Genomic DNA, 25,581 nt, shown 5'->3' with positions numbered 1-25,581 from the left:
GAAGGCTCAGTTCTTCAGCCGATAGCCGGTGCGGAAAATCCACCAGATCGCGGCGAGGCAGATCACCAGGAATGCCGTCGTCATGCCTATGCTGACGGCGACGCTGACATCAGCGATCTCGTAGAAGCTCCAGCGGAAGCCGGAGATCAGGTAGACGACCGGGTTGAGCAGCGCGACCGTGCGCCAGGTCGGCGGCAGCATGTCGATGGAATAGAAGCTGCCGCCGAGGAAGGTCAGCGGCGTCACCACCAGCATCGGGATCATCTGCAGCTTTTCGAATCCGTCGGCCCAGATGCCGATGATGAAGCCGAACAGGCTGAACGTCACCGCCGTCAGCACCAGGAAAGCCAACATCCAGACCGGATGATGGATGTGCAGCGGCACGAACAGGCCGGCTGTCGCCAGGATGATCAGGCCGAGGATGATCGACTTGGTCGCGGCGGCGCCGACATAGCCGAGCACGATCTCGAAGTAAGAAATCGGCGCCGACAGGATCTCATAGATCGTGCCGGTGAATTTCGGAAAGTAGATGCCGAAGGAGGCATTGGCGATGCTCTGGGTCAGCACCGACAGCATGATCAGGCCCGGCACTATGAAGGTGCCGTAGCTGACGCCTTCGACCTGGCTGATGCGCGAGCCGATTGCGGCGCCGAACACAACGAAATACAGCGAGGTCGAGACCACGGGCGAGACGATGCTTTGCAGCAGCGTGCGCCAGGTGCGCGCCATTTCGAACAGGTAGATGGCGCGGATGGCGCGGTGATTCATGACGTCCTCACGAGGTCGACGAAGATGTCCTCGAGCGACGATTGGGTCGTGTCGAGATCGTTGAAGCGGATGCCGGCGGTGCGGAGGTCGCTGAGCAGGCTGGTGATGCCGGTGCGATCGCCCTTGGTGTCATAGTCGTAGACCAGCGTTGCGCCGCTGTCGCAGAGGTCGAGCTCGTATTGGGCGAGACTGTCGGGCAGCGCGGCGAGCTTGCCCTGCAAATGCAGCGTCAGCCGCTTCTTGCCGAGCTTCTGCATCAGGGTGGTCTTGTCCTCGACCAGCACGATCTCGCCCTTGTTGATGACGCCGACGCGGTCGGCCATCTCCTCGGCTTCCTCGATGTAGTGCGTGGTCAGGATGATGGTGACGCCGGACTGCTGAAGGGTGCGCACCACCTCCCACATGCCCTTGCGCAGCTCGACGTCGACGCCGGCGGTGGGCTCGTCCAGGAACAGGATCTGCGGTTCGTGCGAGAGCGCTTTCGCGATCATCACGCGGCGCTTCATTCCGCCGGAGAGCGTGATGATCTTGTTGTCCTTCTTGTCCCAGAGCGAAAGGTCCTTCAGCACCTTCTCGATATGCGCAGGGTTCTTCGGCTTGCCGAACAGGCCGCGGGAGAAGCTCACCGTCGCCCACACGCTCTCGAAGGCGTCGGTGTGCAATTCCTGCGGCACGAGGCCGATCAACGAGCGCGCCTTGCGGTACGAGCTCTGGATGTCCTCGCCGCCGACCAGGACGCGGCCCTCGCTGGGATTGGCGATGCCGCAGATGATCGAGATCAGCGTGGTCTTGCCGGCGCCGTTGGGGCCGAGCAGCGCAAAGATCTCGCCGCGCCTGATCTCGAGATTGACGTTCTTGAGCGCCTTGAAGCCGGACCCATAGGTCTTCGACAGATTGGCGACGGAAATGATGGAGGACATGTGGGCCGGTTGAGGGTGGGGAGGGGGCGCCGAATCCGCCCTCTGGCGGGCGGAAGACCGGCGGAGCCCTGAAATAGGAATGGCCTTGCCCCGCCGCAATCGGCTGGAGAAAAATGGTCTCAAAACAGGCCCTTCAGGGGCAGGTTTCGGGCAAGTGTTGCGCGATGGTCACGGGTTGCGGTTAAGATCGCCGTTCACGCGCCTCTTTGTTGCGTCTGCGAGCAGGCCGTGGCTACGATTCCGGCCAATCGCGAAGCGTATGTCCCCAGGGAAACAATCGATGAGACCGAACGGCCGTCACACCGCCGGCGCCAGCCAGTTGCTCGCTCTCCGCATGTGGGCGATCTGCCTGCTCCTGCTGTCAGCTATTGCCATGAGCCCGACCACCGCCAAGGCGGCGCCGAGCCAGGCTGCCGCGACGACGCATGTCTACCTGCTGCGCGGCGTGCTCAACATCTTCTCGCTCGGGCTCGACACGATCGGCGCCCGGCTCGAGGCGCAGGGCATCCCGGTGACGGTCGCCAACTTCGTCTCCTGGTCCTCGCTTGCCGATGAGGCAGCTGCGAACTACAAGGCCGGCCGGCTCAAGACCATCGTTCTGGTCGGGCACTCCTCGGGCGCGACCGCGCTGCCCGACATGATCGCCAAGCTCAACCACCTCGGCGTTCCCGTGAAGCTCGCGATCGGACTCGACTCCGTGTTCAAGACCAAGCTGTCGACCGGCGCAGAGCGCTACATCAACATCTATATCGGCGACGGTCCGGGCGAGCCGGTGCGGGCCGCGGCGGGATTGCGCGGCAAACTCGACAATGTCGACGTGCGCGGCAGCGGCGTCGGCCACATCACGATCGACAAGAACGAGGCGATCCAGCGCCGCGTGATCGCCGAGATCGACGCTGCGATCGCCCGCTCGCGCGGCCCGGCGGGCCCAATCGCTTCACCCGGCGCAGCACCGCGCGCCGCACGCTCGGCAGCGGCGGTAGCGCCGGCGAGGAACTGAAGCGGCGCGCGGCGCCGGATCAGGTCCGTGCCCCAAATTCCACCCAATCGGCGGTCATTAAGCGCCGCGGTGGAGGGCGCTTGCCCTCGTGAGACTGCGGGACTTGATGTCTGATCCAAGGCGACTTGTGGTGTGGGCGGCGGTTGCGCTGCTCGCCTTGACCCCCGGATTGGCTGCAGCTTCGCCTGCCAAGTCGAAGCGCGCGGCGGTGACCACCGTGGCGCCGCCACCTCCCGCTCCGCCATTCGAGCCGCTGCCGCCGCCGAAGATCTACCTGTTCCGCGGCGCCATGGGGCCGATCTTCTCGACCGGCATTGACCGGCTCAGCGAGAAGCTGACCAAGGCCGGCTTTTCGGCCGACGTCTACGAATTCACCTTGTGCCGGCTGATCGGCAATCGCGCCATCGCCAGCTACAAGGAGAGCCCGGCGCCGATCGTGCTGATCGGCCATTCCATGGGCGGGCTGTGCTCGGTGATCATCTCGGAGATGGCGGCCAAGGAGAACATTCCGATCAGCCTCGTCATCACCATCGACCCCGCCCATGCGACCGATGACGTGCCGCTCAATGTCGAACGCTTCATCAACATCTTCCTCTCCGACAGCGTGCTCGGCGGCGGCGACGTCGTGGCCCTGCCCGGCTTCCGCGGCCATTACGCGAGCTACGATCTGAAGGAGAACAGCCGCGTCAGTCATATCAACATCGAGAAGTCCGACGACATCCATCGTCAGATCGTCGAGATGGTGACGCAACTGCCGCGCATATCGCCGCAGACCGAGGCCGATGCGGTGCCGCTGCGCTATGTCCTGCCGGCCGATACGCTGGTCGAGTTGTGGGACAGCGGCGTGCGTTTGCCGGTACGTGCGGGAGATACGATGGAGAGCATCGCCGCAGCCAATCGCGTGCCGGTCTGGGCGATCGCGCAAAGCAACTCGCTGCCCGAAAACGCAACGCTCACCACGGGGCAGTCGCTCATCGTGCCGCGGCACCTGACGCCGCCGGAGCCTGCGGCCGCAGCTGCGATGGCGGTGCCGCCACCGGCGGCAACTTCGGGGCGGAAGAAGTAGGTTTTGCTCAGACGTTCGAGCCGTGGATCGCGTCGATCACGGCATCGGTGACGTCCTTGGTCGTCGCCTTGCCGCCCACATCAGGCGTCAGCACGCCGGCCGCGCAGACCTGCTCGACCGCCTTCATCAGCCGCGCGGCCGCATCTTTCTCGCCGAGATGCTCGAGCATCTGCGCGCCGGTCCAGAACGTCGCGACCGGGTTGGCGATGCCCTTGCCGGTGATGTCGAAGGCCGAGCCGTGGATCGGCTCGAACATCGAGGGGAAGCGGCGCTGCGGATCGATGTTGCCGGTCGGCGCCACGCCGAGGCTGCCGGCCAGCGCGCCGGCGAGGTCGGAGAGGATGTCGGCATGCAGGTTGGTCGCCACAATGGTATCGAGGCTCTTCGGATGCAGTGTCATGCGCACCGTCATGGCGTCGACCAGCATCTTGTCCCAGGTCACGTCGGGGAATTCGGTCGCGACCTCGGCGGCGATCTCGTCCCACATCACCATGCCGTGGCGCTGCGCGTTCGACTTTGTCACCACGGTCAGGAATTTGCGCGGGCGCGACTGCGCCAGCTGGAAGGCATAGCGCATGATCCTGCTGACGCCGACGCGGGTGAACACCGCGACTTCCGTGCCGACCTCTTCCGGCAGGCCCTTGTGCGCGCGGCCGCCCATCCCTGCATATTCGCCTTCCGAATTCTCGCGCACGATCACCCAGTCGAGATCGCCGACGCCGACATTGCGCAGCGGCGAGGCGACACCCGGCAGGATCTTGGTCGGCCGCACATTGGCATATTGGTCAAAGCCCTGGCAGATCGGTAGCCGCAAGCCCCACAGCGTGATGTGATCGGGCACGTCAGGGGCGCCGACCGCTCCGAAATAGATCGCGTCGAACTTCTTGAGCTCGGCGAGGCCATCGGCCGGCATCATCACGCCGTGCTTTTTGTAATAGTCCGAGCCCCAGTCGAACGTTTTGACGTTGAAGGCGAGGTCGCCGCTGCGCTTGGCCAGCGCTTCCAGCACGCGCACGCCGGCCGAGATGACCTCGGGGCCGATGCCGTCGGCGGGGATGGCTGCGATCGAATGGGTGCGCATGGGAGGACTCCGTTTGAAAGATCAAAGCGGCGGCCGTCCGGTGGATCTGGCGGCCGCCGCGCCGATGAGTCTATGCGGAGCGGGAAAGCGAGTTCAATCGCCGCTGGTTTATACAAAGAAATGATATAATTACCCCGACGTCATGGCCGGGCTTGACCCGGCCATCCACGCCTTTCCCGCTCCGCAAAAACGTGGATGCCCGGGACAAGCCCGGGCATGACGACTGCGTGTAGGCGAGAGGGACTTTTGAATGGAATTGCATCAGTTACGATGCTTCGTGGCGGCGGCCGAGCAGCTGCATTTCGGCCGCGCCGCGCAGCATCTCCAGATGCTGCCGTCCGCGCTCGGGCGCCAGATCAGGCTGCTGGAAGAGGATCTGGGCACGCGGCTGTTTGCGCGCACGACCCGCGCCGTTTCGCTCACCGAGGACGGCGCGACGCTGCTGCGTGACGCCCGCGCCATCCTTGCCAAGGTCGAAGCTGTCGAGAGCAACTTACGGAACCGCTCGCGCGCAGGCGCGGCGCGGCGGCTGCGGATCGGTGCCATCGACAGCGCCGCAGCGGGCCTGCTACCGCCGCTCTTGCGCGACTTCCGCAGCAGGCATCCCGAGATCTCCGTCCAGCTCGTGGAGGACAAGACCGTCAGGTTGCTGCCAAAGATCCTGACCGGCGCGCTCGATCTTGCCTTCGTCCGACCGCCCGACCGACCGCACAAGCGGCTCGAGTTTCGCCCGTTGCTCCAGGAGACCGCGATCGTGGCGTTTCCGCAGCACCACGTGCTCGCCTCGCGGAAATCGATCGTGCTGGCGGACATCGCGGACGAAGCGATGCTGGTGCCCGACCGACGCTCGCGGCCGCACAGCCACGACCTCACGGTCAAGCTGTTCGAGCAGGCCGGGCTGACGCCGCGCATCGTTCAGGTTGCCGACGAGAAGCAGACCATCATTAACCTGGTCGCCGCGAAGCTCGGCGCTGCCATCGTGCCGCGCTGGACCACACGGATGGCGGTCACGGGCGTGCGCTTCGTGCCGCTCCGTCCCAAGCAGAGCGGTCCCGTCGGCCGGCTGCCGCTGGCTGCGGCCTGGCTGCGCGGTTCGCGCGATCCGGCTCGCGATGCCATGCTGGCGGTGCTGGAGGCGCGCCTGCGTGGCTATGCGCGGGAGGCGTGAGCGGCTATGACATTGGCTCGGACAAACGGCGGGATATGATGGCGGATCAGAAAGCTTCGAGCGAATTGCGGGTGGCCATTGCAGGGCTAGGTTCGATCGGCAGCAAGGTTGCCACCGCGCTCGATCAGGGCATCGAAGGGTTGACGCTGTCGGCTGTCGCGGTGCGCGATCCCGCCAAGCATCAGACGTTCATCAACGCCCTGCGCCATCAACCGCAAATCCTGCCGATCGAACAGCTCGGCGACGCCGCCGACATCGTGGTGGAATGCGCCCCGAGCAGCCAATTGCGCGCGATCGTGGAGCCCGCGGTCAAGCGCGGCAGGTCAGCGGTCGTCGTCAGCGTCGGTGGGCTGCTCGACAATTACGATCTGGTTGATCTCGCCCGCGCCAATGGCGGCCGCATCCTCGTGCCGACAGGCGCGCTGATCGGGCTGGATGCCGTCAACGCCGCAGCTGTCGGCACCATCCATTCGGTGAAGATGGTGACGCGCAAGCCGATCGACGGACTCAAGGGCGCGCCGTTCATCGTTCAGAACAACATCGACATCGACAATCTGCGCGAACCGCTGAAACTGTTCGAGGGCAGCGCGCGCGATGCGGCGAAGGGCTTTCCGGCCAACGTCAACGTCGCGGTTGCGCTGTCGCTGGCGGGGATCGGGCCCGATCGTACCCGGATCCAGGTTTGGGCCGACCCTACCGTAACGCGCAATGTTCATCGCATCGAGGTCGAGGCGGACTCGGCGCGGTTCTCGATGGGCATCGAGAACATGCCGTCCGAGAATCCAAAGACGGGGCTGATCACCGCGCTGTCCGTGATCGCGCTGCTGCGCAAGCAGCGGGCGACGCTCTGTGTGGGGACGTGACTTGGCGTGAGACTTCGTTAGCCCGGACACCGGTGCGCTCGCGAGCGGGAGAGGTGCAGCGAGCCCGGAGCGCCTACCTCAATTTACGCCCCCGTCACGCGCCAGATCACGTTGCCGACGTCGTCGGCCATCAGCAGCGACTTCTTGTCGGGGCCGATCACGACGCCGACCGGGCGGCCGTAGGATTCCTTCTCGTCCGGAGACAGGAAGCCCGACAGGATGTCGCGCGAGGGGCCGGACGGCTTGCCGTTGTCGAACGGGACGAACACCAGCTTGTAGCCGGACAGCTTGCTGCGATTCCACGAGCCGTGCTGGCCGATCACCATGCCGTCGCCGAAGCCGGGCAGGGTGCCTGCGGGCATCCAGCACAGGCCAAGCGAAGCGGTGTGACCGCCGAGCGCGTAGTCCGGCTGGAGCGCTTTCGCGACCATCGCCGGATCCTGCGGCACGCGGTCGTCGACCGTCTTGCCCCAGTAGCAATAGGGCCAGCCGTAGAAGCCGCCGTCGCGCACCGAGGTGAGATAATCCGGCGGCGTCTCGTCGCCGAGCCCGTCGCGTTCGTTGACGACGGTCCAGAGCACGCCCGTGGTCGGCTCCCACGCAAGGCCGACCGGGTTGCGCAAGCCGGCGCCGAAAATGCGGTGCGTGCCGGCAACGAGATCGAGCTCGTAGATTGCGGCGCGGCCCTCCTCGACTTCCATGCCCATCTCGGCGATGTTGCTCAGCGAGCCGACACCTGCATAGAGCTTCTTGCCGTCCGGGCTTGCAAGCAGGCTGCGCGTCCAGTGGCCGCTCGGCTTGAACGTGGTGAGCCGCTTGCCCGGTGCCGTGATGCGGTCGGCATTTGCGACGTACGGAAATGCCATCACGCCGTCGGTGTTGCCGACGTAAAAAGTGTTGCCGACCAGCGCCATGCCGAACGGCTGGTTGAGATTTTCCATGAACGCGCCGCGGACTTCCGCAACGCCGTCACCGTCCTTGTCGCGCAGCAGCGTGATGCGGTTGGCGGAGACGCCGAGCGCCGCGGCGCGGCGCATCGTCGCCTGCATGGCGTAGTGAAACACGCTGCGCGGGGGCCCCGCGATCTGTGTCGCCTCCGCGATCAGCACGTCGCCATTGGGTAGCACCTCGATCCAGCGCGGATGGTCGAGCCCGGTCGCGAATGCGTTCACCTTGAGCCCGGCCGCGACCGTCGGCTTCTGCCCTTGGCTCCAGCCGCGCGCAGTCGGCATCTTCAGGGTCGGGATCGCGCCTTGCGGCTTCGCCTCGGGAATGGCGGGCGTCTGGCCCCAGGCCGGTACCGGCTCGGTGCCCGTCAGCTTCCGCCATTGCAGCGCGATGCCGCCGAGAACCGCGACGAATTGCGCGAAGATGCTGGAAAAGGTCATGCGAAGCCCCTGTTTGCGCGCGCATCCAACTGGCTGACGGGGCAGACGTCAACCTGTGCGGCACGCTGATGCGGCCTATTCCCTGGGAATGGCAGCCGATCGAATTTGCATGGGGAGTTCTCGACCCGTCATCCCCGCGCAATGGCGAAGCCATTGTCGCTGGAGGCGCGAGCCATGGGGCTCAACGCGCCCCATGGGAACAGGAGATAAGGCCCCGCTCACCGCGGCGACGTGAACGGGATGATCATCGGCACGCGGCGGCAATAGGCGCCGTAGGCGTCTTCGCCGAGCTCTTTCGACAGGAACACCTCCTCCATCCGACCCTTCTGCCACATGCCGAGCGAGATCAGGATGGCGCCCAGGATCGTCGTGACCAGGCCGATCGCGATGCCGGTGACCAGCATGCCGAAGATCAGGCCGGTGTAGATCGGGTGGCGCACGAGGCCGTAGGGGCCGGTGTCGATGACGCGGTGGTCTTCCTTGTGGGTGATGGTGTTGGACCAGAACTTCCCGAGATGCAGCCGGCCCCACCAGGCGAAGGCGATGCCGGCGACCGAGAGGAGCGCGGCGAGGGCGATACCGGTGTTGCCGAGCACCCAGAGCGGCTTCCAGCCCAGGATCTGCGCAATGAACGGCGTGTAGAGGATGCCGCCAATCAGGATCGGCAAGCGATAGCGCTGCGACTCCAGCGTCATGACCTGCTTCTTGGTCTGCCCCTGCCAGAACGAGGCGCCCACCCAGCTGGCGAGAAAGGCAAGCCAGATCAGGGCCAGGAGTTCGGTCGGCCAGGTCGTGGTCCAGCCGCCCCAGGCGACAGAAAGAAGCTTGCTGAAATCGAAGGACATGAAGGTTCTTTGCGTTTGGGCGGCGGCTTCAGCTCGCGCGCGAGGACAGCGCGTGATGCTTGATGGCGCCGGTGGGCTGCTGGCCGTTGCGGGCGAGCAGATGGGTGATGGTTTCGCGCAGAACCGGTTCGATCGGTCGCGGCGCATAGCCGAGCTCGTTTCGGGCTTTGCCGATGGAAAGGTCGCTGGCGGCAAGCGCGATGCGCACGCCTTCGGCGGTGCCGTTGGGCGGCCGGCGCGTGACGTGGTCGGAGATGAACTCGAGCATGATCGCGGAGAGCTCGGCGATCCGGCCGGGCACGACGATCGGAAACTGCCGGCGACCGCTCATGGCTGACATCATCCGCAGGATCCGCCCGAGCGGAACACAGTCGCCGCCGAGAATGTAGCGCTCGCCGATACGGCCGCGTTCCATGGTCAGCACCAGGCCGGTGGCGACGTCGCGCACGTCGACGAGATTGACCAGGAAGTCGAGATGCGGCTGCACCTTCTTCTGGAGGAAGTACCAGAGCATCGCCGTCGGCGGCGTCAGATTGTGGTCGGCAGCGCCGATCGGCATGGTGGGCGTGCCGATCACGAGCGGGAAACCGCTCGCTGCCGCTTTCGCGGCGTGATGCTCGGCGAGCGACTTCGAGCGCGTATAGGCGCCGGGCATCGCATCGGCCGGCTGCAGCGCTTCTTCGGCGGCAACGCCATTGAGGCTGGCGTAGGGGAACAGGATCGATTCCGTCGAGCAGTGCAGGAAGCGCGACACGCCGCGCTTCATCGCCGCCGCCAGCACGATCTCGGTGCCGCGACAATTGACGTCGTGGAAGTCCTGCTTGTTGGCGACCCACATCCCTGGCAGGCCGGCGAGATGATAGACCTGATCGACGCCGGCGAGCGCGGCATCGACCGCGGCGCCGTCGAGGACCGAGCCTGTCACGTAGTCGACGTCGGCACAGGGTGCGGCCGGCGGTCGCACGTCGAGCACGCGCACCCGCTGCTCCCTGCTGCGGAGCGCTTCGACGAGATGATGTCCGATGAAGCCGCTGCCACCGGTAACCAGTACGAGAGCCATGAAGTAGGTTGCTACTATTCCGCTTCGGGAAGCCTATCGGGTTGAAAGGGAGTTGGTCGGAAGAGGCGCGAGAATCGCGGCAAGGTCACGACGAAAACCCAGTGCAATGAATAATTTTGCCATGACGAACATGGGTCCAAGCAAAAGGTGCGAAGGAAAAGTGAACAACGAGGCCTCGCGCCCCTCAAAAACCTTGTGGCCGATGGTCTGCGCGGCGAGGCCGAGCACGACCAAGGCGGTGAAAATCGCCCACATCGTCATGATGCTGACTTGCGCGGCAACGGTCGACGCGATGGAAAACAGCACGATGGAAACGGCCAGAATCCCGAGCCCGAGCGCCACGTCGAGCAGCAGCCAATAGACCAGAACCGGCAGGGCCAGGATCGCCGCCAGGCTGATCTCGCCACCGAACAGCGGCAGCTTCACCAGCGTCAGCGGCATCACGGCGCCCGTGAACAGCAGGAGGATGCCGACGACATGCATCGCCGTGTTCCGGGGATCGCGATGGTACTCGACATAAAGGGCAAGTTGGCGTTGAAAAAAGCCACCCATCTCGGTCTCATGCAGCACAGGGGAAGGACGAACAGAGCCTATAGCACCGGATAGAGCAGTGCACAAACCGGCGCATTTGTCGCGCAGGGCCGTGCTGTCGCGCGCTGAGATAGGCCGCAAAATAATCGAGGGTTCAAAGGGTTCCCGTTTCGGCCGGGACGCGCACGCTCAGTGCCTCTTGGCGGGCTTTTTGGTCGCAGGCGGAGGGGCTGCTGCGGGACGCGCCGGTGCATCCTCGGGCAGCTTGGCGAAGGTCATGATTTGCAACTGGCCGTTGACGGCCGAGGTCGGTTTCGCGCGGTCCAGGAACTGCTCTTCGCCGAGGCCGATGGGCACAAGCCGTTTGGTCGAAATCTTGAACGTGTTGACCAGCACATCGCGGATCGCGTCAGCACGGCGCTGGCTCAGGATCGTTGGCCTCGCGGGTCTTCGAATTGGACTCGACGTGGCCCACGATCAGGAACGTGTAGGGCAGCAGGGAAGCGTGAACCAGCGCGTCGGCGATCCGGCCGACGGTCTGGTAGGACTCAGGTTGGATGATCGGCGTGTCTGCATCGAACTGGATCTGGGCGTTGAAGACCGGCAGCTTGGCGAGATCAGGCGCGATCAGCGGCCGGTTCACCGGACCGGGATCGTTCTTGATGCGCGCCCTGGCCCGTTCCATCACCTGCTGCTTCAATGCGGGAATGTCGACCTCGGCTGCTTCCTCGAAATGGTTCAGCTTGCCGACGATGTCGTCGCGGGTCGGTGCCGTCTGCGCGCCAGCTTTGCCTGCGAGCAGAGCGAGGCCCAGTGCCAAACCGATCGCAAGGGTGACGTGGCCGGTCGCGCGCATCAGCGATACCCCGCATCGTCGACGGCCTTCAGGCAATTGTTGCTGACGCCCTTGGGCGTCGAGATCAGGCAGGGGATCGACTTGCTGGTCTCCTTGGTCGAGCCGCCGCAGACCTTGACGATTTCACGCTGGCAGGCATTCGCGACCGTGACACGGGCGGCGATGCGCTTCTGGATGGCGTCGAACGCGGTGAGATAGTCGCCTAAGCATTGCTGGGAGAGCACGTCCCGATTGCGGGAGAGACACTCCTTCAGGCGGGTGGAGTCCGGATTGACGCCGCGGCAATTGGCAACGATCTCCGCACCGCAACTTTTCGCCAAGAGCCCGATCGAATCCCCAAAGCTCATGGTCTCCGCCGCCGCAAGCGACGGCATCCCCAATGCCAGCAAGATCAGTGTGATGGAGCCCCGGACCATGGCTGCATCTGATACGGGGAAGTTCGCGATGGTCAAGGGCTGTTCGCTGCGGAATTGTCGAGAGTCCGGCCAGTGCGGCGAACAGTCCTCACTCCTCGGCCTCGTCGCTGGGAGGAAATTCGATCAGGACGGCGGTGTGGTTCCGGATCGCATCGGCAAATTCGGGGTCGGCCTTCAGCTCATCCAGTGTCCGCGGCGGAGGAAGCTGACGGCCGTCCTCGGTCAGATCCTGCGCGTAAAAGCCGATCGCCTCGGGTGCATTCTCCAGGGCTTCGTCGACATCGTCGCCGCCGGAGATGCAACCGGGCAGGTCCGGAAACCACAGGCTGACGTCATCGGGCCCTGCGTCCTCGATGATGGCGACGTAGTGAGGCATGCCTCACGCCCGTTGCACAAAACTGTCCACGACCTTCTTCTCGCCGGCCTTGTCGAAGGCGATGGTGAGCTTGTTGCCGTCGATCTTGGTGACGCGGCCGTAGCCGAATTTCTGGTGGAAGACGCGGTCCGAGAGCGAAAATTCCGAGGTCGTGCCGGTGGATTTGGCGACCAGCTCGCCTTCGATCGTCAGCGGTCCGCGGCGGCGCGAGGAGAAGCTGCCGAAATCGGGGCCGGATGATGAGGAGGACGAGAACGTTGCGGCTTCTTCCTCGAAGCCGCCGCGACCACCACCGCCATTACGGCCGCCGCCACGGTTGCGGTTCGCCTGGGCGCGCTGCCAGCCCGGCGTCGAATAGCTCGAGCCGAACGCCTCCATGTCGTCGAAGCGCGAAGCGCCGTAACCGCCGGTGCCGCCCCAGGCCGAGCCGCCCTTGGATTCCGTGATTTCGACATTGGCCGCGGGCAGCTCGTCGAGGAAGCGCGAGGGGATCGTGGTCGACCAGGTGCCATGGATTCGGCGGTTGGTCGCGAAATAGATCATGGCGCGGCGGCGGGCGCGGGTCAGGCCGACATGGCCGAGCCGGCGCTCTTCCTCGAGCCCGGCGCGGCCCTGTTCGTCCAGCGTGCGCTGGCTCGGAAACAGGCCTTCCTCCCAGCCGGGCAGGAACACGTTGTCGAACTCGAGGCCCTTGGCCGAGTGCAGCGTCATCAGCGACACCGCATCGTCCTCGGCGCCGCCCTCGCGGTCCATCACCAGCGAGATGTGCTCGAGGAAGCCTTGCAGGTTCTCGAACTCCTCCATCGAGCGCACCAGCTCTTTCAGGTTCTCCAGCCGGCCCGCCGCGTCCGCCGAGCGGTCCTTCTGCCACATCTCGGTGTAGCCGCTCTCGTCGAGCACGATCTGGGCGAGATCCGTATGCGCGGTCACCTCGCGCTGGGCGCGCCAGCGGTCGAACTGGGCGACGAGATCGCGCAAGCTGCCACGCGCCTTCGGCTTCAGCTCGTCGGTCTCGACCACCGCGCGCGCCGCCTCGAACAGCGGGATGCGGCGCTTGCGGGCATGGTCGTGCAGCATCTGCACGGTGGCATCGCCAAGGCCGCGCTTGGGCACGTTGACGATGCGCTCGAAGGCGAGATCGTCGGCGGGCGAATTGATGACGCGCAAATATGCCAGTGCGTCGCGGATTTCGGCGCGCTCGTAGAAGCGCGGGCCGCCGATGACACGATAGGGCAGGCCGAGCGTGACGAAACGGTCTTCGAACTCGCGCATCTGATAGGACGCGCGCACGAGAATGGCGATCTCGTTGAGCTTCTCGCCCTGGCGCTGCAGCTGCTCGATCTCCTCGCCGATGCCGCGGGCTTCCTCTTCCGAATCCCAGGAGCCGGTGACGGTGACCTTCTCGCCCTCGACGTCCTCCGTGCGCAGCGTCTTGCCGAGCCGGCCTTCATTATGCGCGATGAGGTGCGAGGCGGCGGCGAGGATATGGCCGGTCGAGCGATAGTTGCGCTCGAGGCGGATGACCTTGGCGCCCGGAAAATCGTGCTCGAAGCGCAGGATGTTGTCGACCTCGGCGCCGCGCCAGCCATAGATCGACTGGTCGTCGTCGCCAACGCAGCAGATGTTCTTGACGTGAGGCGTGGTCAAAGGCGCGCCGACCGCATGCTCCGTCATTCCGGGGCGATGCGCAGCATCGAACCCGGAATCTCGAGATTCCGGGTTCGCGTCTTCGACGCGCCCCGGAATGACGGCATTTGCGGCGGCAGGATTCGCGGGCGCCTGCGACAGCAGCCGCAGCCACAGATATTGCGCGACGTTGGTGTCCTGGTACTCGTCGACCAGGATGAACCTGAAGCGCTGCTGGTACTGCCGCAAAATATCCGGATGCTCGCGGAAGATCCTGATGTTCTCCAGCAGCAGGTCGCCGAAATCGGCGGCGTTCAGGATCTTCAGCCGCTCCTGGTAGCTCGCATAGAGCTTGCCGCCCTTGCCGTTGGCAAACATCGCCGCTTCGCCCGACGGCACCTGTGATGGCATCAAGCCGCGGTTCTTCCAGCCGTCAATCAGGCCGGCCAGCATGCGCGCCGGCCAGCGCTTGTCGTCGATGTTCTCGGCCTGCAGCAGCTGCTTGAGCAACCGCACCTGGTCGTCGACATCAAGCACGGTGAAATTCGACTTGAGCTGCGCCAGCTCGGCATGGAAGCGCAGGATGCGGCCGCCGATCGAGTGGAAGGTACCGAGCCACGGCATGCCCTCGACGGCGTGGCCAAGCATCTGGCCGAGCCGGTGCTTCATCTCGCGGGCGGCCTTGTTGGTGAAGGTCACTGACAGGATCTCGGCGGGGCGGGCGCGGCCCTGGCTCAGGATGTGGGCGATGCGCGTCGTCAGCACGCGCGTCTTGCCGGTGCCGGCGCCCGCCAGCACCAGGACCGGGCCATCCAGCGTCTCCACCGCCTCGCGCTGCTCCGGATTGAGCCCGGAGAGGTATTTCGGCCCCACAGAGGCGCGCGCACGCGCGGCGATGCCGCCGGCTGCGGGTTGGTGGTCGGGATCGCCTGTGATCTTGCTCGGCTCGGTCATGCGAATCATTGGCCCCACGATGGCACCGCGGGGTAGCGGAAGGGAGCCTTCTTAACAGGGATTGCTGGCTATATGGGGCGCCAGGACGAGGTTTTCCACGTACGCGGCGGGCCGATTTGTTCCTCGGAACGGCATTAAATTCCAGCCAGCCTGCACCGGAACCATCGTTCCGGGGTCGAGATTGTCAAGGCATGAGGCGCGGCCAGCCGCGTCGATCGCAGACAGACATCAAGACAGAGGTTTCACCATGCTAGGCTGGGTCGTAACGTTTCTGGTCATCGCACTGATCGCCGGCATCCTCGGCTTTGGCGGCATCGCCGGCGCTTCGGTCGAGATCGCCAAGATCATCTTCTTCGTGGCCGTCATCCTGTTCCTGGTTTCGGCCGTGGTCGGCCTGGCGCGCGGGCGCAGGATATAACTGTGATCTTCACCTCTCCCCGACGGGGAGAGGTGAAGCCCAAGCGGCGCCTGAGCTGCTTACCGCTTCGAGGGCATCGCCACGTTCCGGCCGACGCCCTCGGGCCGCGGCACGGCGCCGTGAGCCTTGACGACGGCTGCAATGCGCTCGCGAATGTCGGGCGGAAACGCCGCCACCTTGCGCGAGCCCATGTCGATATGCAGCGACATGTTCTCGGAGGTCGCCGACAGCCAGCCTTCGGTGGCGTGCCGCAGCTCCTCGAACGTGTGCAGCCGCTTGTCATCGGCCTCCAGCAGCCAGACCGAGACCTGCACGGGATCGCCGAGATGGATCTCGCGCAAGTACCGCACGTGGCATTCGGCCGTGAAGGTCGAGCCGCCGCGCTCCTTCATGTAGGTGGGTCCGATCCCGAGCTGCAGCCACATCTGGTCGATCGCGCGATCGAACATCACGTTGTAGTAGGCCATGTTGAGATGACCGTTATAGTCGATCCATTGCGGCTCGACCTGCATGATCGATGAGCGGAACGGCTCAGGCGTAGCGGCTACGGCGGCACTGTCCGGCATGTGTCCTTCCCAAGCTATGCGTCCGGTCGCTTGACTTGACCGGCTTTATGTCCTTTGCCACGGTTTCTTCTGTCGGGAGGAATGTCCGTGGGTACCACCATCACCAATAATCCGCCGCGGCCGGCACCGAAAGCCCTCGCAAGCGCGCTGGAGCAGCTTGCCGCACGGTTCGGCAACCGTCTCATCACCTCGCAGGCCGTCCGCGAGCAGCACGGCCATACCACGACGTGGATCGTCAACCAGCCGCCGGACGGCGTGGTGATGGCGCAGGAGACGGCCGATATCCAGGACGTGGTGCGGATCTGCGCCAAGCATGGCGTGCCCGTCATTCCCTTCGGCACCGGCACCTCGCTCGAGGGCCAGGTCAATGCGCCCGCCGGCGGTATTTCGATCGACCTGCGTGATATGAACAAGGTGCTCGCGGTGCACGCCGAGGATCTCGACTGCGTGATCCAGCCCGGCGTCACCCGCAAGGCGCTCAACGAGCATCTGCGCGACCAGGGCTTGTTCTTCCCGATCGATCCCGGCGCAGACGCGTCCCTCGGCGGCATGGCCTCGACCCGCGCCTCGGGCACCAACGCGGTGCGCTACGGCACCATGCGCGAAAGCGTGCTGGCGCTGAAGGTGGTGCGCGGCGACGGCGAGATCATCACCACGGGCACGCGTGCCAAGAAGTCATCGGCCGGCTACGATCTGACCCATCTGTTCGTCGGCGCCGAAGGCACGCTCGGCATCATCTCGGAGCTGACCATCCGCCTGCGCGGCATCCCCGACACCATCGCGGCCGGCGCGGTGTCGTTCGTGTCAGTGCATGGGGCGTGTCAGGCCGTGATCCTGGCGATCCAGACCGGCATTCCCGTGGCGCGCATCGAGCTGCTCAATGCCGCGCAGGTGAAGGCCTGCAATGCCTATTCGAAGCTGACTTTGCCGGAGACGCCGCTGCTGCTGCTGGAGTTCCACGGCAGCGAGATCGAGGTCGCCGAACAGTCCAAGGCTTTCGGCGAGATCGCCAAAGAGTGCGGCGGCGGCGATTTCTCCTGGACGACCAAGCCTGAGGATCGCACAAAGCTGTGGCAGGCGCGGCACGATGCCTATTGGTCCGTCAAGGCGCTGCGCCCCGGCGACAGCATCGGCGTGGTGGCGACCGACGTCTGCGTGCCGATCTCGCGGCTTGCCGATTGCGTCAGCGAGACCGAGGAAGATCTCAAGCGGCTCAATCTGCTGTCGCCGATCGTCGGCCATGTCGGCGACGGCAATTTCCACTGCTCGCTGGTGTGTGACACCAACGATGCGGCCGAGATGGCACGCGGCGAGGAGTTCATGCATCGCTTGGTCGAACGCGCGCAGGCGATGGACGGAACCTGCACCGGCGAGCACGGCATCGGCCAGGGCAAGCAGAAATACCTCATGGCCGAGCTCGGGCCCGAGGCGCTGGACGCAATGCGTGCGCTGAAAAAGGCGCTCGATCCGCAAAACATCTTCAACCCTGGCAAGATCGTGCCGGAGGCGTAGCGCGGCCTGGCGCGTCGCGGTCGCGGAACTTTCCGCGGCCATGCTGGTTCCCATTCCCGTCAATTTCCGATGCCTCAATGGCGCGGCTTCTCTCGGGATGTTTGTGGAATGTTGCGACCGGTCATTGGAATTGCCGTGATGGCGCTTGCCGGCATGCTGGCGGGCGTGGCTCTGGGTAAAGGCGGTGGCGGTCATGGTGGCGGTGGTCACGGCGGCGGGCACGGCGGTGGCCATCATGGTGGCGGACATTTTGGTGGGCATGGCGGTGGACATGCGCGTGGCGGCGGGCATCATGGCGGGGCTCGCTTTGCGACAGGGGCTCGACATGGCGGTCCGAACTTCGGTCAGATGCGCAATGCATCCATCCGTCCTTCGAATGTCCGCAACGCGCTGAATCTGCACTCCAGGGTCTTTCGCAACGGCCGTCTGATCGGCAATCCCGCGGCGCGCGCCCAGATTGCAGCGGCGGCGGCACTGGCCGGCTGGCATGGCGCGAGCAGCGGATGGTGGCAACACGCAGGAGGCGGTTATGGCTGGGTCGGACCGCTGTTCTGGCCATTCGCCTATAATGACCTCTACGACTACACGATCTGGGGCGACGGTCTCGGCTTCTGGGGTTATGGCTATCCCGATATCTATGCCGGCATCTTCGGGCCCTACGGCTATGACGGCCTCGCGACCTATGCGCCGCAGCGTGGACGCGGACGGCGGCACGCGCGTGGCGTTGCACTGGATCAGCTTTGTGGCAGCGACCGTCGTGAGATCGTCGGTCTGCCGATCGACCAGATTGCCGAAGCGGTGCAGCCGACTGAAGCGCAAGGCGCAAGCCTCGACGTGCTCGGCAATGCCTCGATAGATGCAGCCGGAATGATCCGTGCCTCCTGCCCGACGCAAGTCGCGGCGACCGCGCCCGGCCGGCTGGCAGCGATGCAGCTACGGATCGAAGCGATGGAGAAGGCCGTCGATCTCGTTCAACCCGCGCTCGAAAGATTCTACGGCTCACTCACCGACGAACAGAAGGCGCGCTTCAATGCACTGGCTGAAGACCAGCGGCGCGCGACAGCTTCCGGCAGTGCCGGGGCCTCGTTGATCCAGAATTGCGGTGCGCCCGTTGCGCCCGACTGGCCCGGCGCCGACCTCGAGGCGAGGCTTCATCCCAACGACACCCAGCGCGCAGCGCTGCAAGTGCTCCAGGATACCAGCGACAAGGTCAGCGCATCTCTGAAGGCGGCGTGTCAGCCAGGTGAGGTGATGACGCCGCCGGCGCGCATGGCCGCGGTCCGCAAGCGGCTCGAAATCATGCTCGACGGCGTCAAGTCGGTTCGCGCGGCGCTGGAGGATTTTTACGGCACGCTCAATGACGAGCAGAAGGCACAATTCGAAGCCATCGGACCGCGTCGAACATCTTGAATGCATCAGGCGAAGGAGCATGGTGCAAGAATCGGCTCGCCGATCTCGATTGATCTCTCTATGCTGAGTAACCCTGAAGCGGAAGACCGCGGGTGATGGGGCAATGAAGTGGTTCGCTCGCAAATCGCGACAGGAGATCTGGGACGAGGCGATCGAGTGGCCGCTCGGCGACATCGACGCCGTCGCGCGCATCAGCGCCATCTGTGGCGCCGCGGCCCATAGCGCCATCGGCTGTGCACGAAGCGACAAGGGCGAGCGTGCTCGTTATGAGCGCGCGGCGAAGGTCGCGATGGAGATCGCGATGAAGATCTCCGACGATCTGATGCGTGACGACGCGGTGCATCGCATCGTCGACCTCTGCATGACGGCGAACGACATCAAGACGGCGCAGATCCTTTTCCGCGCGATCCACGCCAGCTGGATCCGCGAGACGGTGCAGCGGGATCACCCCACGCTGGTGGAGTAAGCGCGACTGCTTCCACGAAGCCGGTGCGCTCCCTCTCCCGCAAGCGGAGAGGTTGGAACCCGCGGCACGACTGGCTTAACCTAGAGCCACCGTTTTACTTCGCCAGTCTTTGCACGGCTTCGTCCACGCTGTGGAAGACGTGCTCCCTCGGCAAGGCGTCGAACAGGCGGAAACGCTCGAACGCGTCCTGCGCGCGCACCGATTCCAGCCGGGCCAGCGCAACCGTGACGCCTTGCGCGTTGCACACCTTGAAGACGTCGAGCAGGATCTGCGCTGCGGTGAAGTCGATCTCGACCATGCCGCTCGCCTCCAGCACCAGCAGTTGCGGCGCTGCCGTGCCGAGCACTTTTGCGACGTCGCTCCGGAAGCTCGGCGCATTGAGGAACGACAGCGGCGCCTGGAACCCGATTACGGTAACGCCCTCGATTCGCTCTCCGGTCATGTGTGGATGCGCCGGCCACCAGATCGTGGTGCCCGGCACGCGCTCGAATTCGACGAGCCGTGCGCGCGTCGTGCTCCAGATGCCGTGCAGCAGCGACAGCATGATGCCGAGGAACGCACCCTGCTGGATCGGCAGCACGATGATCAGCGCGGCGGTGGCGACGATGAGCAGAAATTCGCTGAACGACTGGCGATAGATCGTGACGATCTGTTTGGTGCGGATGATCCGCAGAGCCACGAACAGCAGGATGCCGCCGAGCGCTGCGTCGGGCACATGGCGCAACAATCCCGTTCCGAAGGCGAGCAGCGCCAGCACGATCATTGCTGCGGCAAGGCCTGCGAACTGGGATTGTCCGCCGGTCTCGGCGACGATGCCGGTGCGCGGCGGGCTGGCGTTGACCGGAAAGGCGCCGAACAGGCCGGACAGCACGCTGCCCGCGCCCGCACCGAGGAAGTCGCGGTCGACATCGGCAGGCTTGTCGGGATCGGATGGGAACGATCGCGTGGTGGCCGCGGTCTGCACCATCACGACCACTGTGACCACGAAGGCGAGCGGCAGCAGGCGAACCCAGTGCTCCGGCGCAAGGACGGGGAAGGTCGGTCGCGGCAGCGTGCCTGGCACGCTGCCGACGACGTTGACGCCCTTGTTCTCGAGGCCAAGCGCGATCGTCGCCAGCGTCGCGGCAACCAGCCCGATCAGCGCGCCCGGGATTTTTGCGCTGATCTTCTCGGAGATGAAGACCACCGCGAGCACGCCGAAGCCGATGCAGAGCGTGACGGGATTGGTGCGGCCGATCTCGGTTGCAAGCACGCCGATGCGATCGAGTGTCGGGCCATCAGGCGGGTCCAGCCCGAGGACGCCCGGCAATTGCGATACGATGATGTGGACGGAAATGCCGGCAAGGAAGCCGACCATGACAGGCATCGACAAGAGGTTGGCGATGCCGCCGAGCCGGAACGCGCCGCCGGCAAGCATCATGGCGCCAACCATCAAGGCCAGCGCGATGGCGAGCCCCTGATATTCAGGTGAGCCCGTGGCTGCGAGCGCCGCAAGCCCGCCGGCGAAGATCGGCGTGATCGTGGAATCGGCGCCGCAGGACAGAAAGCGGTTGCCGCCGAGCAGCGCAAAGCCGAGCGAACCCGCCATGAATGCGAAGAATCCGATCTGCGGTGCGAAGCCGCCAAGCCGCGCGGTCGCCATCTGCTCGGGGATTGCGATCGCCGCCAACGTCAGTCCCGCCATCAGGTCGCCGGGCAGGGCGTAGGATGCGAGCGAGCGGAACAGCGGCCAGGCAGGCTTGGCGTCGGCGTCGTGCAGCATCAATCTCGAATCCCCGGAAAGCGCGCGTCTGCCATTAGACTACAGCATTTCCGGTCTGGAAGGCGCCAGACGCGATTTCTCTACATCCGTCGTCAGTACCTGCGCTCGTTGTGATACTCGCCGCCACGGCCTCCGCCACCCATTCCCATCCCGATGCCAATCCCGATGCCGATGCCTTGCATCACGGCGCCGGGCGGCGGACCGGCAGGCGGCGCGCGCTCGACGACGATTTCATCGGGCGGCGGCCGGCGCTTCGGCGGCGTGTCGACCACCTTGCGCTTTGGCGGCGTGTCGTCGACGCGCTTCTTGATCACGGGCGCAACCGTCGGGTTAATCGGCGTTGCCGGCGGCGTTGGTGCCGAGCACGGACAGGTCGGCGCCATGGCGACGGCGACCGGGACCGCGGCGGCCGCAACCGGCAAGGCATAATTGCGGTTCTGCACGCGCAGCAGCAGCCGGCGCGCGGTCGCGGCGAGATCGCTGTTGCCCCAGTTCGCGAGATAGGCCTCGAAGGAGGCGCGGGTGTTGATCGCGACCGCGCGGTCCCACGCCAGCATCTGGCGCCGGCGCTCCAGCACCGTGCGCAGGCGCGGCGTGTTGGAGGCCTCCGCGTAGAGCTCGATATAGGCCTGATAAGCCTCCACGGTGTCCTCAGCGATCACGAGATCATAGGCAGCCCTGGCATCCTTGCCCTTCAAATCCTTGCGCCAGTCCGCGACGCTGCGCGGAGTGCTGGCAAGCGCCATGGCGTTTGCGCCCGGCGCCGGCGGCTGGCCGCTGCTGTCGCCGAAGAATTTGAAGTCGGTGGTCAGCGAAGAGCTTTCCCACGGGATCTGTCGCCCGTCGGTCGATTGCGCCACGGCGATGCGGATGCGCTTGAACACTTCCTCGATCGGGATGTCCGGTTGCTTGGCGACGGACAGTGCCGCCGTCGTGTAGGGACTGTCGGCGCCGGAGCCGTCCTCGGCCTCGGCACCGGGTGAGGTCGAATACGAAATGAAGGACCCGGGCGCGCCGGCCTTGGTGTCGACGATGGCAAGTCCGTGGCCGGCACCTGAAAGCGCCGGGAACGGATTGTTGCGGCAGGCATCGAGCATGAAGATGCGCGCCCGCGTCGGCAATGCGCCGAGCGTGTTGAGCAGATCGTTCAGCCGCACGCCCTGCAACGGAATGTCGGCCTCGCGCTTGGGATCGAGATCGACAGGCACCAGATAGTTCTCGCCGTCGATCTGCAGGCCGTGGCCGGCATAGAACACCAGCGCGACGGTGTCGACGCCGCTGGCACTGACTTTGCCTGCGAAATCCGAGATCGCCTGGCGCATCTCGTTCTGCGCGAGGTTCGGTGCGGCAGTGACGGTGAATCCGGCATTGCCGAGCAACTCGGCCATGCCCTTGGCGTCATTGGCGGCATTGGGCAGCTCCGGCACCGTGCGATAGGCGGACTGGCCGATCACCAGCGCAAGCCGCGCTTCGGCCGCAGCTTCCGTCGGCGCCATCAATTGGGTGAGGACAAACAGGCCGGCGGCAAAGATCAAATTGCAAAGGACTGGACGGCGCATGGTGTCACCTCCATCGGCAATGGGCGCGAGGATGTCACCTTTTCTAGTCGTCCGCCAAGGCGCCGTCTGTGCGCTAGCTCACGGACGCCCGTGCGGCGGAATGGGGTAGGGCCTCTGCCGGAGCCAACGCATCACAGACCACGGTCCCAGGGCGGATCTGGCGCAAAGCGCGCGGCGAGGAAGTCGATGAAGGCGCGCACCTTCGCCGGTGGCCTGCGATCGGGCAGGTAGACCGCATGGACCGCGGAGGACTGGATCTCGGGCTGGTCGAGCGGCAGCGCGACCAGCGTGCCGGCCCGCAGATCATCGGCGATGATGAAGGTCGGCTGCCGGGCGAGGCCAAGCCCGGCCAGCGTCGCCGCGCGCAGCGCATCGCCATTGTTGGCGCGCAGGTTTCCCGACACCTGGACGCGGATCTCGCCATCCGCGCCGAACAGCCATTCCGCTGCGCTTGCCTGCTGCGAGAGCGTGTAGCCGAGACAATTATGCGCGGCGAGATCGGCGACGCTGCGCGGCGTGCCGTGCTTGGCCAGATATGACGGCGCGGCACAGACGACCAGGCGGTTCGGCGCGAGCTTGCGCGCCACCATGCTGGAATCGCGCAGCTTGCCGATGCGGATCGCGAGGTCCCAGCCCTCCTCGGCGAGGTCGACGAGACGATCATTGAGGCCGAGCTCGAGCGTGACTTCAGGGTGGCGCTCGGAGAATTCGGCAATCAGGGGAGCGATCTGTCGTGTGCCGAACACAACGGGCACGTTGACCCGCAACAATCCGCGCGGTTCGACGCGCTCGCGCGCGACCGCGGCGTCGGCCGTCTCCATGTCGGCGAGGATCCGCTCGGACGATTCCAGATAGAGGCGGCCAGCCTCGGTGATCGACAGCCGCCGCGTGGTGCGGTGGAACAGTTTGACCCCAAGTCGCGCCTCCAGCGACGCGACATGCTTGGTCACCATCGTCTGCGACAGGCCCATAACCCGCGCCGCGCCGGACAGACTGCCGCTTGCCGCCACCTTGGCGAAGACTTCCAGGCTGGTCAGCCGGTCGAGCATCTATCTCACTCCGTTGGTGTGAGGTGTATTTCCAAAATAGCTTATTATCATCCTATCAAGAATAGATCATGGATGTCTCGAACAACGGAGACCCCGATGATCGATTCCCGTACCGCCCCTTACGCCGCCTTGGCCCTGCGTGTGACCTTGGGCGCCCTGTTCCTGGCCCATGCGAGCCTGAAACTGTTCGTTTTCACCCCCGCCGGCACCGCAAAGTTCTTCGGCAGCCTCGGCTTCCCGCCGGAACTGGCCTACCTCGTGATGACCGTGGAAGTTCTCAGCGGCATCGCGCTGATCCTTGGCATCTGGACCCGCTATGCGGCGCTCGCAGGCATTCCGGTCCTGCTCGGCGCGATCTTCACGGTCCATGGCGGGGCGGGCTTCTTCTTCACCAACCCGAAGGGCGGCTGGGAATTTCCCGCGTTCTGGGCCATCGCGCTGGTCGCGCAGGCGCTGCTTGGCGATGGCGCCTTTGCACTGCGGCCCTCGCGCGATGCCGAGGCAGCGAACGGTCAGCTGAGCGTCGCGCCGTCGCGCTGATCTCATCGATCGCTAGAATGAGAGAGCTGCGGGATCCCGGTCCCGCAGCTCTTTGCTGCGTATCCATCAATATGCGTTTGGCATCGATCCATGCCTGAATTGGATTGATCCGCATAATCTCGCCCCACCCATCGTCTGGCCGCGATGCGGCATGATCGAAAACATCGGCAAACACAGGCATTGCGTTCCAATCTCACCCGCGCGCCTGCCGCTCGTGCGCTCGCATCGTCCCTGGCTGCAAGCCTTGCCTGCCCCGTCGCTTTGGCCATACAGTTCGCGCAACAGGCCGTGGTTACGACAGCGGCCGCGAACAAGAAAAATCGGGAGAGATATCATGCCCATCGTGCCCGTGAGCCGTCGCGCGTTCCTGAAGTCGTCGACGGCGGTGACCGCCGGTCTCATCCTCTCTCCCGCCATCATCGGCCGCGCTGAAGCCGCAACGCTGAAGCTGAAATGCTCCTCATCGCTGCCGAACGATCCCAAATTCGCCAACGGCCGGGTCTATTACGACAACCTCGTCAAGAGTCTGAAGGCTAACGGGCTCGGCGAGCAGGTCGAGGTCGCCTTCTTTCCGGACAATCAGCTCGGGCAGGAGATCGACGTCATCAATTCGGTGAAGCTCGGCGTCATCGATCTCATGGTCTCGGGCTCGTCGATCTCGGCCAATCTGGTGCCGCTGGTCGGCACCTACGACCTCGGCTTCCTGTTCTCGAGCTTCCCGCAGCAGACCAAGGCGTTCGACGCCGGCGCCGCCAAACCGATCGAGGACGCGCTGCTCAAGGGCAGCAACATCCGCATCATCGCCTGGGCTTACAATTTCGGCTCACGCAGCGTGTTTGCGAAGAAGCCGGTGAAGACGCCGGAGGATCTGGCCCGTCTCAAGATCCGCACGCTGCCCAATCCTGTCATCACCGAATGCCTGCGGCTGATGGGCGCTGCCGCGACGCCGCTGGCGTTCGGCGAAATCTACACGGCGCTGCAGGCGGGCGTGCTCGATGGCCTCGAGCACGATCCGCCGACGATCCTCGCCAGCAAGTTCTATGAGACCGCGAAGTTCTACGCGCTGACGCAGCACAATTTCTCGCCGCTCGCGATCTATTTCAGCGATACGACGTTCAACCGGATGGATCCGAAGCTGCGCGAGGGCTTCCTCGATGCCGCCAAGAAGGCCGCGGCCGACACGCGGACCCACGGGCTCGCGGTCGAGAAGGAGGCGCTGGCTGCGCTCACCGAGAAGGGCGTGACCGTGGCCGAGTGCGACCGCGAGGCGTTCAAGAAGCGCGTGGCGCCGCAGACCGAGAACTTCATCAAGGCGCGGCCGGAATCCAAGGCAGTCATCGACATCATCCGTTCGACGCAAGCCTGAGATGGCCAAATCCGG

General features: G+C 65.1%; 24 protein-coding genes and 1 pseudogene. 10 read left to right on the top strand and 15 right to left on the bottom strand.

Annotated elements, in window-relative coordinates; genetic code table 11:
* Positions 1–6: 6 nt before the first annotated feature.
* Both BM374_RS27905 and BM374_RS27900 read right to left on the bottom strand, forming a co-directional pair.
* A complete protein-coding gene (locus BM374_RS27905; protein WP_092299784.1) occupies positions 7–768 on the bottom strand; it encodes an ABC transporter permease in 762 nt (253 codons plus the stop codon).
* The gene (locus BM374_RS27900; RefSeq protein ID WP_092299781.1) at positions 765–1,688 is read right to left on the bottom strand and encodes an ABC transporter ATP-binding protein; all 924 of its coding nucleotides are present in this window, start codon (positions 1,686–1,688) and stop codon (positions 765–767) included. The genes BM374_RS27905 and BM374_RS27900 overlap by 4 nt, the downstream gene beginning before the upstream one ends.
* Positions 1,689–1,968: 280 nt before the next feature.
* On the opposite strand from BM374_RS27900, the gene BM374_RS27895 reads away from it, so the two are divergent.
* Both BM374_RS27895 and BM374_RS27890 read left to right on the top strand, forming a co-directional pair.
* On the top strand, positions 1,969–2,688 hold the full coding sequence (locus tag BM374_RS27895) for a hypothetical protein (RefSeq protein WP_092299778.1): 720 nt from the start codon (positions 1,969–1,971) through the stop codon (positions 2,686–2,688).
* 106 nt (positions 2,689–2,794) lie between these two features.
* Positions 2,795–3,754, top strand: coding sequence for a LysM peptidoglycan-binding domain-containing protein (locus BM374_RS27890; protein WP_092299775.1), 960 nt, complete (start codon positions 2,795–2,797; stop codon positions 3,752–3,754).
* 7 nt (positions 3,755–3,761) lie between these two features.
* On the opposite strand, the gene BM374_RS27885 is transcribed toward BM374_RS27890, so the two are convergent.
* Entirely contained in the window at positions 3,762–4,835 is a 1,074-nt protein-coding gene (locus tag BM374_RS27885) for a tartrate dehydrogenase (protein ID WP_092299772.1), read from the bottom strand.
* A 250-nt stretch (positions 4,836–5,085) separates the two neighbouring features.
* Between BM374_RS27885 and BM374_RS27880 the strand changes: the two genes are divergently transcribed.
* The gene (locus BM374_RS27880) at positions 5,086–6,003 is read left to right on the top strand and encodes a LysR family transcriptional regulator (protein WP_092299769.1); all 918 of its coding nucleotides are present in this window, start codon (positions 5,086–5,088) and stop codon (positions 6,001–6,003) included.
* 38 nt (positions 6,004–6,041) lie between these two features.
* Positions 6,042–6,866 carry an aspartate dehydrogenase gene (locus BM374_RS27875; protein ID WP_092299946.1) on the top strand — a complete coding sequence of 275 codons (825 nt, stop codon included), beginning with the start codon at positions 6,042–6,044 and terminating at the stop codon, positions 6,864–6,866.
* Positions 6,867–6,949: 83 nt separating this feature from the next.
* Here the strand turns inward: BM374_RS27875 and BM374_RS27870 are convergent, their stop codons facing one another.
* From BM374_RS27870 to BM374_RS27835, 8 genes and pseudogenes are all read right to left on the bottom strand, one after another.
* Positions 6,950–8,254, bottom strand: coding sequence for a PQQ-dependent sugar dehydrogenase (locus BM374_RS27870; RefSeq protein ID WP_092299766.1), 1,305 nt, complete (start codon positions 8,252–8,254; stop codon positions 6,950–6,952).
* A 218-nt stretch (positions 8,255–8,472) separates the two neighbouring features.
* On the bottom strand, positions 8,473–9,099 hold the full coding sequence (locus BM374_RS27865; RefSeq protein ID WP_092299763.1) for a methyltransferase family protein: 627 nt from the start codon (positions 9,097–9,099) through the stop codon (positions 8,473–8,475).
* 28 nt (positions 9,100–9,127) lie between these two features.
* Positions 9,128–10,159, bottom strand: coding sequence for an NAD-dependent epimerase/dehydratase family protein (locus BM374_RS27860; protein WP_092299760.1), 1,032 nt, complete (start codon positions 10,157–10,159; stop codon positions 9,128–9,130).
* A gap of 33 nt (positions 10,160–10,192) precedes the next feature.
* Positions 10,193–10,711 (bottom strand): Mpo1 family 2-hydroxy fatty acid dioxygenase, encoded by a 519-nt coding sequence (locus BM374_RS27855; protein ID WP_177248573.1) that lies wholly within the window; start codon positions 10,709–10,711, stop codon positions 10,193–10,195.
* 168 nt (positions 10,712–10,879) lie between these two features.
* Positions 10,880–11,546 (bottom strand): annotated as a pseudogene (locus BM374_RS27850) (OmpA family protein).
* A complete protein-coding gene (locus BM374_RS27845) occupies positions 11,546–11,962 on the bottom strand; it encodes a hypothetical protein (RefSeq protein ID WP_092299754.1) in 417 nt (138 codons plus the stop codon). Before BM374_RS27845 ends, BM374_RS27850 begins: the two are co-directional and overlap by 1 nt.
* A gap of 88 nt (positions 11,963–12,050) precedes the next feature.
* Positions 12,051–12,338 carry a type II toxin-antitoxin system HicB family antitoxin gene (locus BM374_RS27840; protein WP_092299751.1) on the bottom strand — a complete coding sequence of 96 codons (288 nt, stop codon included), beginning with the start codon at positions 12,336–12,338 and terminating at the stop codon, positions 12,051–12,053.
* Positions 12,339–12,341: 3 nt separating this feature from the next.
* A complete protein-coding gene (locus tag BM374_RS27835) occupies positions 12,342–14,927 on the bottom strand; it encodes an ATP-dependent helicase (RefSeq protein WP_092299748.1) in 2,586 nt (861 codons plus the stop codon).
* 238 nt (positions 14,928–15,165) lie between these two features.
* Here BM374_RS27835 and BM374_RS27830 point away from each other — a divergent pair, with 238 nt between their 5' ends.
* The gene (locus tag BM374_RS27830; protein ID WP_092299745.1) at positions 15,166–15,336 is read left to right on the top strand and encodes a DUF1328 domain-containing protein; all 171 of its coding nucleotides are present in this window, start codon (positions 15,166–15,168) and stop codon (positions 15,334–15,336) included.
* 59 nt (positions 15,337–15,395) lie between these two features.
* Here the strand turns inward: BM374_RS27830 and BM374_RS27825 are convergent, their stop codons facing one another.
* On the bottom strand, positions 15,396–15,902 hold the full coding sequence (locus BM374_RS27825; RefSeq protein WP_092299742.1) for a thioesterase family protein: 507 nt from the start codon (positions 15,900–15,902) through the stop codon (positions 15,396–15,398).
* An 87-nt stretch (positions 15,903–15,989) separates the two neighbouring features.
* Here BM374_RS27825 and BM374_RS27820 point away from each other — a divergent pair, with 87 nt between their 5' ends.
* The 3 genes from BM374_RS27820 (at position 15,990) to BM374_RS27810 (ending at position 19,290) form a co-directional block, all read left to right on the top strand.
* Positions 15,990–17,414 carry an FAD-binding oxidoreductase gene (locus BM374_RS27820; protein ID WP_092299943.1) on the top strand — a complete coding sequence of 475 codons (1,425 nt, stop codon included), beginning with the start codon at positions 15,990–15,992 and terminating at the stop codon, positions 17,412–17,414.
* Between the two features lie 108 nt (positions 17,415–17,522).
* Entirely contained in the window at positions 17,523–18,824 is a 1,302-nt protein-coding gene (locus BM374_RS27815) for a Spy/CpxP family protein refolding chaperone (RefSeq protein WP_177248567.1), read from the top strand.
* A gap of 103 nt (positions 18,825–18,927) precedes the next feature.
* Positions 18,928–19,290, top strand: coding sequence for a hypothetical protein (locus tag BM374_RS27810; RefSeq protein ID WP_092299737.1), 363 nt, complete (start codon positions 18,928–18,930; stop codon positions 19,288–19,290).
* A 94-nt stretch (positions 19,291–19,384) separates the two neighbouring features.
* Here BM374_RS27810 and BM374_RS27805 read toward each other — a convergent pair whose 3' ends face one another.
* The 3 genes from BM374_RS27805 to BM374_RS27795 form a co-directional block, all read right to left on the bottom strand.
* Positions 19,385–21,052, bottom strand: a complete 1,668-nt coding sequence (locus BM374_RS27805; RefSeq protein WP_092299734.1) for a SulP family inorganic anion transporter — start codon at positions 21,050–21,052, stop codon at positions 19,385–19,387.
* 92 nt (positions 21,053–21,144) lie between these two features.
* Entirely contained in the window at positions 21,145–22,611 is a 1,467-nt protein-coding gene (locus tag BM374_RS27800; RefSeq protein WP_092299731.1) for a caspase family protein, read from the bottom strand.
* A 131-nt stretch (positions 22,612–22,742) separates the two neighbouring features.
* Positions 22,743–23,660, bottom strand: coding sequence for a LysR family transcriptional regulator (locus BM374_RS27795; RefSeq protein ID WP_092299728.1), 918 nt, complete (start codon positions 23,658–23,660; stop codon positions 22,743–22,745).
* 96 nt (positions 23,661–23,756) lie between these two features.
* Between BM374_RS27795 and BM374_RS27790 the strand changes: the two genes are divergently transcribed.
* Both BM374_RS27790 and BM374_RS27785 read left to right on the top strand, forming a co-directional pair.
* Positions 23,757–24,200 (top strand): DoxX family protein, encoded by a 444-nt coding sequence (locus tag BM374_RS27790; protein ID WP_092299725.1) that lies wholly within the window; start codon positions 23,757–23,759, stop codon positions 24,198–24,200.
* A gap of 334 nt (positions 24,201–24,534) precedes the next feature.
* Entirely contained in the window at positions 24,535–25,566 is a 1,032-nt protein-coding gene (locus BM374_RS27785) for a TRAP transporter substrate-binding protein (RefSeq protein ID WP_177248566.1), read from the top strand.
* Positions 25,567–25,581: the final 15 nt, after the last annotated feature.

Origin of the sequence: Bradyrhizobium sp. Ghvi, assembly GCF_900115265.1 — a bacterium.
Taxonomy (GTDB): domain Bacteria; phylum Pseudomonadota; class Alphaproteobacteria; order Rhizobiales; family Xanthobacteraceae; genus Bradyrhizobium.
Note: the sequence above shows the minus strand (reverse complement) of the source record. Positions and strands in the feature narration are given on the sequence as shown.

Coding starts and splice junctions, on each gene's coding strand:
- BM374_RS27855 (WP_177248573.1), bottom strand. CDS start 10,711: ATGGGTGGCTTTTTTCAACGCCAACTTGCCCTTTATGTCGAGTACCAT.
- BM374_RS27845 (WP_092299754.1), bottom strand. CDS start 11,962: ATGGTCCGGGGCTCCATCACACTGATCTTGCTGGCATTGGGGATGCCG.
- BM374_RS27800 (WP_092299731.1), bottom strand. CDS start 22,611: ATGCGCCGTCCAGTCCTTTGCAATTTGATCTTTGCCGCCGGCCTGTTT.
- BM374_RS27875 (WP_092299946.1), top strand. CDS start 6,042: ATGGCGGATCAGAAAGCTTCGAGCGAATTGCGGGTGGCCATTGCAGGG.
- BM374_RS27815 (WP_177248567.1), top strand. CDS start 17,523: ATGTTGCGACCGGTCATTGGAATTGCCGTGATGGCGCTTGCCGGCATG.
- BM374_RS27895 (WP_092299778.1), top strand. CDS start 1,969: ATGAGACCGAACGGCCGTCACACCGCCGGCGCCAGCCAGTTGCTCGCT.
- BM374_RS27825 (WP_092299742.1), bottom strand. CDS start 15,902: ATGCCGGACAGTGCCGCCGTAGCCGCTACGCCTGAGCCGTTCCGCTCA.
- BM374_RS27885 (WP_092299772.1), bottom strand. CDS start 4,835: ATGCGCACCCATTCGATCGCAGCCATCCCCGCCGACGGCATCGGCCCC.
- BM374_RS27835 (WP_092299748.1), bottom strand. CDS start 14,927: ATGATTCGCATGACCGAGCCGAGCAAGATCACAGGCGATCCCGACCAC.
- BM374_RS27840 (WP_092299751.1), bottom strand. CDS start 12,338: ATGCCTCACTACGTCGCCATCATCGAGGACGCAGGGCCCGATGACGTC.
- BM374_RS27785 (WP_177248566.1), top strand. CDS start 24,535: ATGCCCATCGTGCCCGTGAGCCGTCGCGCGTTCCTGAAGTCGTCGACG.
- BM374_RS27860 (WP_092299760.1), bottom strand. CDS start 10,159: ATGGCTCTCGTACTGGTTACCGGTGGCAGCGGCTTCATCGGACATCAT.
- BM374_RS27790 (WP_092299725.1), top strand. CDS start 23,757: ATGATCGATTCCCGTACCGCCCCTTACGCCGCCTTGGCCCTGCGTGTG.
- BM374_RS27905 (WP_092299784.1), bottom strand. CDS start 768: ATGAATCACCGCGCCATCCGCGCCATCTACCTGTTCGAAATGGCGCGC.
- BM374_RS27870 (WP_092299766.1), bottom strand. CDS start 8,254: ATGACCTTTTCCAGCATCTTCGCGCAATTCGTCGCGGTTCTCGGCGGC.
- BM374_RS27810 (WP_092299737.1), top strand. CDS start 18,928: ATGAAGTGGTTCGCTCGCAAATCGCGACAGGAGATCTGGGACGAGGCG.
- BM374_RS27890 (WP_092299775.1), top strand. CDS start 2,795: ATGTCTGATCCAAGGCGACTTGTGGTGTGGGCGGCGGTTGCGCTGCTC.
- BM374_RS27795 (WP_092299728.1), bottom strand. CDS start 23,660: ATGCTCGACCGGCTGACCAGCCTGGAAGTCTTCGCCAAGGTGGCGGCA.
- BM374_RS27865 (WP_092299763.1), bottom strand. CDS start 9,099: ATGTCCTTCGATTTCAGCAAGCTTCTTTCTGTCGCCTGGGGCGGCTGG.
- BM374_RS27880 (WP_092299769.1), top strand. CDS start 5,086: ATGGAATTGCATCAGTTACGATGCTTCGTGGCGGCGGCCGAGCAGCTG.
- BM374_RS27805 (WP_092299734.1), bottom strand. CDS start 21,052: ATGCTGCACGACGCCGACGCCAAGCCTGCCTGGCCGCTGTTCCGCTCG.
- BM374_RS27830 (WP_092299745.1), top strand. CDS start 15,166: ATGCTAGGCTGGGTCGTAACGTTTCTGGTCATCGCACTGATCGCCGGC.
- BM374_RS27900 (WP_092299781.1), bottom strand. CDS start 1,688: ATGTCCTCCATCATTTCCGTCGCCAATCTGTCGAAGACCTATGGGTCC.